This is a genomic window from Kitasatospora sp. NPDC089797, assembly GCF_040684795.1.
In the GTDB taxonomy this organism is placed as follows: Bacteria; Actinomycetota; Actinomycetes; order Streptomycetales; family Streptomycetaceae; genus Kitasatospora.
In genome coordinates, this window is the sequence record NZ_JBFBGS010000061.1 from 54,714 (window position 1) to 62,258 (window position 7,545).

5 protein-coding genes are annotated in these 7,545 nt (G+C 76.2%); 3 read left to right on the top strand and 2 right to left on the bottom strand.

From position 1 onward, the window contains the following. Positions 1-445, top strand: a 445-nt coding sequence (locus AB0O91_RS35395) for a glycerate kinase (RefSeq protein WP_363442042.1), incomplete at its 5' end; no start/stop codon positions are given. A gap of 45 nt (positions 446-490) precedes the next feature. Beyond that, the gene (locus AB0O91_RS35400; RefSeq protein ID WP_363442043.1) at positions 491-2,392 is read left to right on the top strand and encodes a glycoside hydrolase family 27 protein; all 1,902 of its coding nucleotides are present in this window, start codon (positions 491-493) and stop codon (positions 2,390-2,392) included. Positions 2,393-2,569: 177 nt separating this feature from the next. Here the strand turns inward: AB0O91_RS35400 and AB0O91_RS35405 are convergent, their stop codons facing one another. Continuing rightward, a complete protein-coding gene (locus AB0O91_RS35405; protein ID WP_363442045.1) occupies positions 2,570-5,461 on the bottom strand; it encodes an AAA family ATPase in 2,892 nt (963 codons plus the stop codon). A gap of 80 nt (positions 5,462-5,541) precedes the next feature. Continuing rightward, positions 5,542-6,030 (bottom strand): ATP-binding protein, encoded by a 489-nt coding sequence (locus AB0O91_RS35410; protein WP_363442047.1) that lies wholly within the window; start codon positions 6,028-6,030, stop codon positions 5,542-5,544. 376 nt (positions 6,031-6,406) lie between these two features. Here AB0O91_RS35410 and AB0O91_RS35415 point away from each other — a divergent pair, with 376 nt between their 5' ends. Further along, entirely contained in the window at positions 6,407-7,387 is a 981-nt protein-coding gene (locus AB0O91_RS35415) for an NADPH:quinone reductase (RefSeq protein WP_363442049.1), read from the top strand. The last annotated feature ends 158 nt before the right edge of the window (positions 7,388-7,545 follow it).

Genomic DNA, 7,545 nt, shown 5'->3' on the forward strand with positions numbered 1-7,545 from the left:
CCGGACTGACCGCGACGCCGGCCCAGGCGCAGACCGGCTACTGGCAGTCCTGCATGCAGGAGGTCGGCAGCTACCACTACCTGTCTGGGACGCCGTCACCACCCCCGGCGCGGGCGCCGTCGCCGACCTGCTCCGGCTGGACGAGGCGCTCGCCGGCGCCGACCTGGTGCTCACCGGCGAAGGCCGATTCGACGCCACCAGCCTCCGGGGCAAGGCCGTCGGCGAGGTGCTGCGCCGCGCCCACCGGGCCGACCGCCCGGCCGTCGTGATCGCCGGGGACGCCGCCCCGACCAGCTCGACCGCCGCGGAGTCCGCGGACCCGGCGGACCCGGCGGTCCCGGCGGTCCACACCCTGACCCGGCTGGCCGGTTCGGCCGAGGCGGCCCGCAGCCGCCCGCTGCACTGGCTGCGCCGCGCGGGCGCCCTGCTGGCCGCCCGGTACTGACCGCACCACCTCCCTCCCCGCACCCCACACCCTCAAGGAGCACCCGTGCGCCGCACCACCCTGCCCGCACTCGCCGCCGCGGCCCTCGTCGCCGCGGCGGCGGTGACCACGCTGCCCGCGCAGCCGGCCGCCGCCGAGTCCGCCCCCGGCGGCATCGCCGACCACACCCTCCAACCGACCCCCACGATGATCATCCGGCCCGGGAGCTGGCGGCAGACCAACGACGCCCTGGTCCGCGCCGACACCGACGCCGCCGTCGCCAACGGCCTGGCCGCCAAGGGCTGGGACACCGTCGCCGTCGACGACGACTGGATGATCAGGGACAACGGCCAGGACTGGAACGGCACCCAGGTCGTCCCCGCCGCCCAGCACGGCCGCGACACCGCCGGCAACCTGGTCTCCTCGCCGAGCAAGTACCCCCAGGGCATCAAGGCCACCATCGACTACGTCCACGCCAAGGGCCTCAAGTTCGGCATCTACGAGGACGGCGGCGACCTCACCTGCGACGGCGGCTCCGGCAGCTACGGCCACTTCGCCCAGGACGCCGAGTACTTCGCCTCCCTCGGCGTCGACTACATCAAGATGGACTACTGCTACCCGCACACCCGCACCTCCACCTCCGGCCTGCTGCTCACCACCGACCACGACGCCGACGTCGCGATCGACGCCTACCGCCAGGCCGCCCGGGCCATCGCCGCGGCCAACGCCGCCCACGGCACCCACATGGTCCTCAACTGCTCGGCCCCGGCCTACTTCAACTGGGACAACCGGAGCACCGGATCCCCGGTCTTCCAGAAGGTCATGGCCGGGATCGGGCTCTCCTCCCAGGAGTGGCGGATGGCCGCCGACGTCGGCGGGAACACCTGGGCCGCCGCCCTCACCAGCATCGACCAGACCGACGCCACCGCCGACTACGCGAAGGCCGGCCACTTCAACGACCCGGACCAACTCGCCATCGGCCAGAGCTCGATGACGGTCGCCCAGCAGCGGGCCCAGCTCACCATGTGGGCGATGTACGCGGCGCCGCTGAACATCAAGATGACCGGCGCCGCCGCCTTCACCCCCCAGGTCGTCGCCGACGCGGGCAACACCGACGTGATCGCCGTCGACCAGGACCGGCTCGGCGTCCAGGCCACCCGGGTCTCCGGCGACGACGACACCGCCGTCTACGCCAAGCCGCTGGCCGACGGCGACCTCGCGGTGGCCCTGCTCAACCGCTCCGGCACCGCGCGGACCATCGCCACCACCGGCGCCCAGGTCGGCACCTCGGCCTCCGGCTTCACCCTCAAGGACCTGTGGAGCAAGGCCGTCACCACCAGCTCGGGCGCCATCGCCGCGACCGTCCCGGCCACCAGTGCGGTCGTCTACCGGCTGCACCCCGACGCCGGTGCGACCTACGCGGACTGGACCACCGCGCTCAACGCGACCTCGATCAGCGACGACGACGCGGCCACCGCCGGCGGCTTCGACCGCGCCGGGGACAGCTTCTCCTCCGACGCCCTGGCCGCGGCCGGCGTGACCCGCGGCGCCACCGTCGAGGCCGGCGGCCAGACCTTCAGCTGGCCGGCCGGCGGCTCGGGGCAGTTCGACAGCATCGTGGCCCGCGGCCAGACCCTCGCCTACCCGACCGACAGCTCCACCATCGGCTTCCTCGGCGCCTCCAGCGGCGGCGACGCCTCCGGGACGCTCACCCTCCACTACACCGACGGCACCAGCAGCCCGGCCACCCTCGGCTTCCCCAACTGGCTGACCGCCCACCCCACCGCCTTCGGCGACAGCACCGCCGTCACCACCACCCACCGCAACACCCCGCACGGCCCGGACCGGTTCGGCACCCGCTACCTGGTCTCCTACGCCTCGGTCACCGTGCCCGACGGCAAGACGCTGCAGTCGATCACCCTGCCCGACAACGCGGCCCTGCACCTCTTCTCGCTGACCGACTCCTGAACCGTGTGCTCCTGATCCCCCGGCCACCCCTGGCACCGCCCGCAACCGGTGCGGCCGGGTGAGGAGGGCGGCACCGCTCCGGCGGTGCCGCCCTCCGTCGTTCCAGGCCCTCCGTCGTTCCAGGCCCGCCGTCGTTCCCGGCCCCCGTCGTTCCCGCCCGTCGGTCGTTCCCGGCCGTCAGCGGTCGGCCGGGAGCACCCGGTGGACGTTGCCCCTGGTCGTGCGCAGCTTCCGGAGCACCTGGGCCACGTGCTTCTCGACGGTCCGCTGGGACAGCACCAGGCTCCGGGCGATGTCCTGGTTGGTGGCGCCCCGGACCAGCAGCTCCGCCACCTCCCGTTCGCGCGGGGAGAGTTCGTCGCCGTACCCGCGACGGGCGGGCGACCCCGGCGCGGTGTCCTGGCCGAGGTCGCGCGCGGCCCGGCGGCAGCGCGCCGCGTCCTCGGTCGCGCCGAGGTCCGTGAAGGCGTCCAGCGCCTCGGCCAGGTGTCGGGCGGCCGCTTCGGGCTGCGCGGGGGCCAGGGTCAGACCCCACTGCTCGGTCGCACCGGCGCGTTCGTACGGTCGGCCGATCTCCTGCCAGCGCCGCCGGGCCTCGGTGAACGCTGCGGCCGCGCCCTGCGGATCGGCCGCGCGGAGCAACAGGCCACGGGCCAGGGCGAGTTCGGCGCGGCTCGCCGGTGCGTCCCGTCCGGTGAGGCCCTGCTCGGCGTCCTCGGACAGGCGCTGGGCGAAGTCCCGGTGCCCGGCGGCCAGCGCGGCCTCGACGGCGGCGCGGAGCAGCCCGACGGTCCTGACCCAGGTACCGGCCTGGCGCAGCTCGGCGACGGCCGGGAGCACGACGGCGAACGCCCCCTCGGGATCGTGCCGGGCCAGCCGGACGGCGGCCCGGTCGGCCGCGACCCAGAGCACGTCGCTGACCTGGGCGTGCCGCTCCGCGTAGCCGGAGGCGGCGCCGAGGTGCTCGGCGCTCTGCCGGAACTTCCCCCGGGCGGTGGAGAGTCGGGCGAGGATCTGCTCCTCCTTGAGGTCGAAGAGCGGCGCCATGTCGGGGTACTCCGCGCGCAGCCCGGTCAGGCGCTCCTCGATGCCGGTCCAGCGGCCGGCCAGGAACTCCAGCTGGAGGAGCGCGAGCCGGCTGAAGCAGGTCAGGCCGGTCAGGCCCAACTGTTCGGCCAGCGGCCGGCATTCGGCGAGCAGTCGCCCGGCGCGCCGGTCGTGCCCGGTCTCGACGGCCATCCGGGCGGAGTTGTAGAGCGCCCGGGCGGTCTGCCGGAGGGTCTCGTCGTCGGCGGGGCGGCGCGGCAGCCGGTCCAGCTGCTCCCAGGCGTCGGGGTCACCGTCCCGGACCAGCAGGCTCAGCCGGGTGGCCCGGACGGCGGCCCGGGCCGCCGCGTCGCCGCTTCCGCCGTCCCGCAGGGTCTGCTCGGCCCGGTCGAGCCAGCCCCGGGCCCGCGCCGTGGCACCGTCGCGCTCGTTCACCGCCAGCGCGGTCATGGCCCGCGCCGCCGGCACCGCCCGTCCCTCCAACTCCCCTACTGCCTGCTCCAGTTCCTCGAAGCCCGAGCGGTCGCCGAGCTGGTTGACGGCCAGCAGCCCGAGGCCGAGCCGGATCTCACCGCGGACCGGGACGGGCAGCCGCGGGTCGGCCAGCAGCCGTCGCAGGAGTGCCGCGCTCGCGGTGAAGTCCGCGCCGTCCACGGCGAGTCGGGCGAGCGCGCCGGCCACCCGCACCCGGCGGCCGTCCGGCAGCTCGGGTCGGTCGAGGAGCCGGCGCAGCAGCGTCGCGGCCGTACCGGTGTCCCCGAGCGCGGTGGCCTCCTCGGCGGCCTCCTCGGCCCGGTCGTACCAGGCCGTGAGGTCGCCGGCGGCGAGGGTGTGGTGGGCGATCTGCACCAGCGGCGGCGGGGACCAGCTCCGGAGCTCGACGACCGCCCGCCCGTGCAGGCGGGTCCGGGTGGGGGCCGGCACGTGCCGGTAGGCGACCTGCTGGGCCAGGGCGTGGCGGAACACGTACCGGCCCGGCTCGCCCTCGCGCAGCACGGCCGCCCGGAGGGCGGCGGCGACCCCCTCCGCGCCGGGGCCGGGTTCCAGTCCGGCGACCCGGCTGAGCACGGGCTCCGTGGTCGGCACGGCCAGCACGGCGGCGGCCGCGACGATCGCCGCCCCCGCCGGGGGCAGGGTGTCGAGCCGCCCGGTCACCGCCTCGCTCAGGCCGGCCGGTACGGCGGCCTGCCGCAGGCGGGCGAGGAGGTCTCCCCGCGGCCGCCCGCCGGCCTGTTCGCACAGGGTGATCAGGTCCTCCTCGGCCACCAGCGGCAGGCCGTCGCTGCGGGTGTACAGCGCGTCGCCGAGCTCGGCCGCCCCGGGCCGCCCGAGGGCGGCCTCGGCGAGCTCCCGGACGTCCCGTCCGGTCAGCCGCTCCAGTTGGAGCATCGTGCCGCCGACCCCGGGCGGGCGGCTGTACGCGGCCCCCAGCACCGGGGTCCCGGCCGACAGGTCCTCCGCCCGGTAGGTCAGCACCAGGCCGAGCTGCTCCGGGACGTCCCGCGCGAGCAGCAGGAGCAGCTCCCGGGTCGCCTCGTCGGCCCAGTGCAGGTCCTCGACCACCAGGAGCACCGGTCCGAGGGCGGTGAGCAGGGACCGGACGGCCTGGGCGGTCTGGTGCCGGTGGGCCCGCGCCCCGCCCGGGGTGCCCGGCGGCGGGGGCAGGCGGTCCGCGAGGTCCGGCAGCAGGGGCGCGAGCGCGCCGGCCGTCGGCGGGATGTCCCGGACGCCCCGCAGCAGCGGGCCGGTCCCGCGCAGGGCGTCCACGACGGGCCCGTACGGGAACGGTTCGCGCAGCGGGTGGCAGAGCCCGACCAGCGCCGGGCGGCCCTCCGCCGTCAGGACCGCCGCCGCCTCGCGGACCAGGCGGGACTTGCCGATCCCCGCCTCGCCCTCGACCAGGACGACGGCGGGCGGCCGCCGCAGGGCGTCGAGCAGCACCCGGAGTTCGCGCTCCCGCCCGACGAAGGCGAAGCCCCGGCCGAGCCCTCCGCCGTCGCCCGGTCCGGCAGTCCGCGTCACGCGATCACCGCCTCTCCCGGTCACGCTAGCCCGGGCCCGGACGGCGGGCAAACACGGCACCGTCCGGGCGAACCGGCCGGTCAAGCGCGGGTGGCGGGCACGGAGAGGGTGGCCACCACCCTGGTCCCGGTGACGGAGAGGAAGGCCAGCCACCCGCTGGTGGCGTGCGCCACCAGGTCCAGGCCCCGCCCGCAGGCCGCTCCGGCGTCCTCGGGCACCCGGCGCGGCTCCTGCCGGACCCGCCACCGGCCGGAGTCCTTGACCTCGACCGTCAGCTCCCCGCCGCGGTAGGTGATCAGCACCGTGACGTCCGGGCTCCCGCTGTGCAGCACCGCGTTGGCGACCAGCTCGGTCACCACCAGTTCCAGCGCGTCCACGGTCGGCCGCGGCACCGACCAGCGCAGGGCGGTGTGCCGGGCGAACCGCCGCATCGCGGGCACCGCCCGCTCGGTCGCGGGCATGCTGCTGGCCGCGATCGTCACCGGCGGTGGCGGGGTCGCGCCCCGCCGGCGGGCGCGGACGACGGGGCGGGCGGAGGGGCGGGGGGAGGCCTCGACGGTGAGCACCATGAAACTCCTGGATCGTCCCACCGTCGCTGTACCGGCGGGCTTGCTTCGACCGTGCGCCAGGAGGGGCGGCCGGGGCAAGGGGTACGGCCGTGAATGCGTATACCCAATCCCGGGCCGGGACGGGCGACGGGTACCGCGCTCGCGGAACCGGAGACCGCTCCGGGGGGGCACCCGGCCCCACCCGGGACCGGGCCGAAGCCGGGACGACACGTCGTGCGGGTTCCGCCGGGCAGCGACCTCCGTCTTGCACAGTTGTGTCCGGTTTTGTCACAGCCCGGAGGAGGCCCTGATGTCCCTGCCCACCCGGCCGCCCGCGCCGCCGTGTGGCACACCGGACCCGCAGACCGCACAGCGACCCGAGATCGGAAGGAACGAGATGCTTGCCTCCTGGTACGACGAGCAGGGCCCGGCCGCCGAGGTGCTCAAGGTCGGTGAGCTGCCCGACCCGGTACCCGGCCCCGGTGAGGTACGGGTCCGGGTGACCGTCTCCGGGGTGAACCCGGGCGACACCAAGAAGCGGCGCGGCTGGACCGGTTCGGCGATGCCCTATCCGCGGGTCGTCCCGCACAGCGACGCCGCCGGGGTCGTCGACGCGGTCGGCGACGGCGTCCGGGCCGACCGCGTCGGGCAGCGGGTGTGGGTGTACGGCGCCCAGTCCTACCGGCCGTTCGGCACGGCCGCCCAGTACACCGTCGTGCCCGGCGACCTGGCCGTCCCGCTGCCCGACCACCTCGCCGACGACCTCGCGGCGAGCCTGGGCATCCCCGGCATCACCGCCCACCGCACCGTCTTCGCCGACGGGCCGGTGGACGGCAAGGTCGTCCTGGTCAACGGCGTCCTCGGCGGCGTCGGCTCCCTGGCGGCCCGGCTCGCCCACTGGGGCGGGGCCACCGTCCTCGGAACCGTGCGACGCACCGCCGAACTGGACCGTGTCGACCCCGGCGTCGTCTCCCACGCCGTCGCCCTGGACAGCGGCGACCCGGCCGCCGCCATCCGCGCCCGCTTCCCCGCCGGGGTCGACCGGATCATCGAGGTCTCCCTCTCCGACAACGCCGACCTGGATGCGGGCGTCGCCGCGGACGACGCCGTCATCGCCGCCTACGCCACCCGCGCCGACCGGACCGAACTCCCCTTCTGGACACTGCTCTTCAAGAACGTCACGGTGCGCCTGTTCGGCAGTGACGACTTCCCCGCCGCCGCCCGGCACCAGGCCGCCCGCGACCTCACCGCCGCGGCCGCGGTCGGCGCCCTCACCGTCGAGGTCGGCGCCCGCTTCCCACTCACCGACATCGCGGCCGCCCACGACCGCGTCGACGCCGGCGGCCGGGGACGGGTCCTGATCGACCTCCCCGGCTAGGAATCGGGGGCTCGGCCGCCGTTCGTCAACTCATCGACCCGGAGCCGGTGTTCGGGGTCGCCGCGGTGCGGAACCGGTCGCCGCCGACCACCCAGCGGCCGCGGCGCATCACGGCGACCAGGTCGTAGCCCGCGGAGTCGAGCACGACGAGGTCGGCG

Bases quoted from the DNA above. Each gene is read 5' to 3' on its own strand.
- AB0O91_RS35410 (WP_363442047.1), bottom strand. From the start codon at position 6,030: ATGGTGCTCACCGTCGAGGCCTCCCCCCGCCCCTCCGCCCGCCCCGTC.
- AB0O91_RS35415 (WP_363442049.1), top strand. From the start codon at position 6,407: ATGCTTGCCTCCTGGTACGACGAGCAGGGCCCGGCCGCCGAGGTGCTC.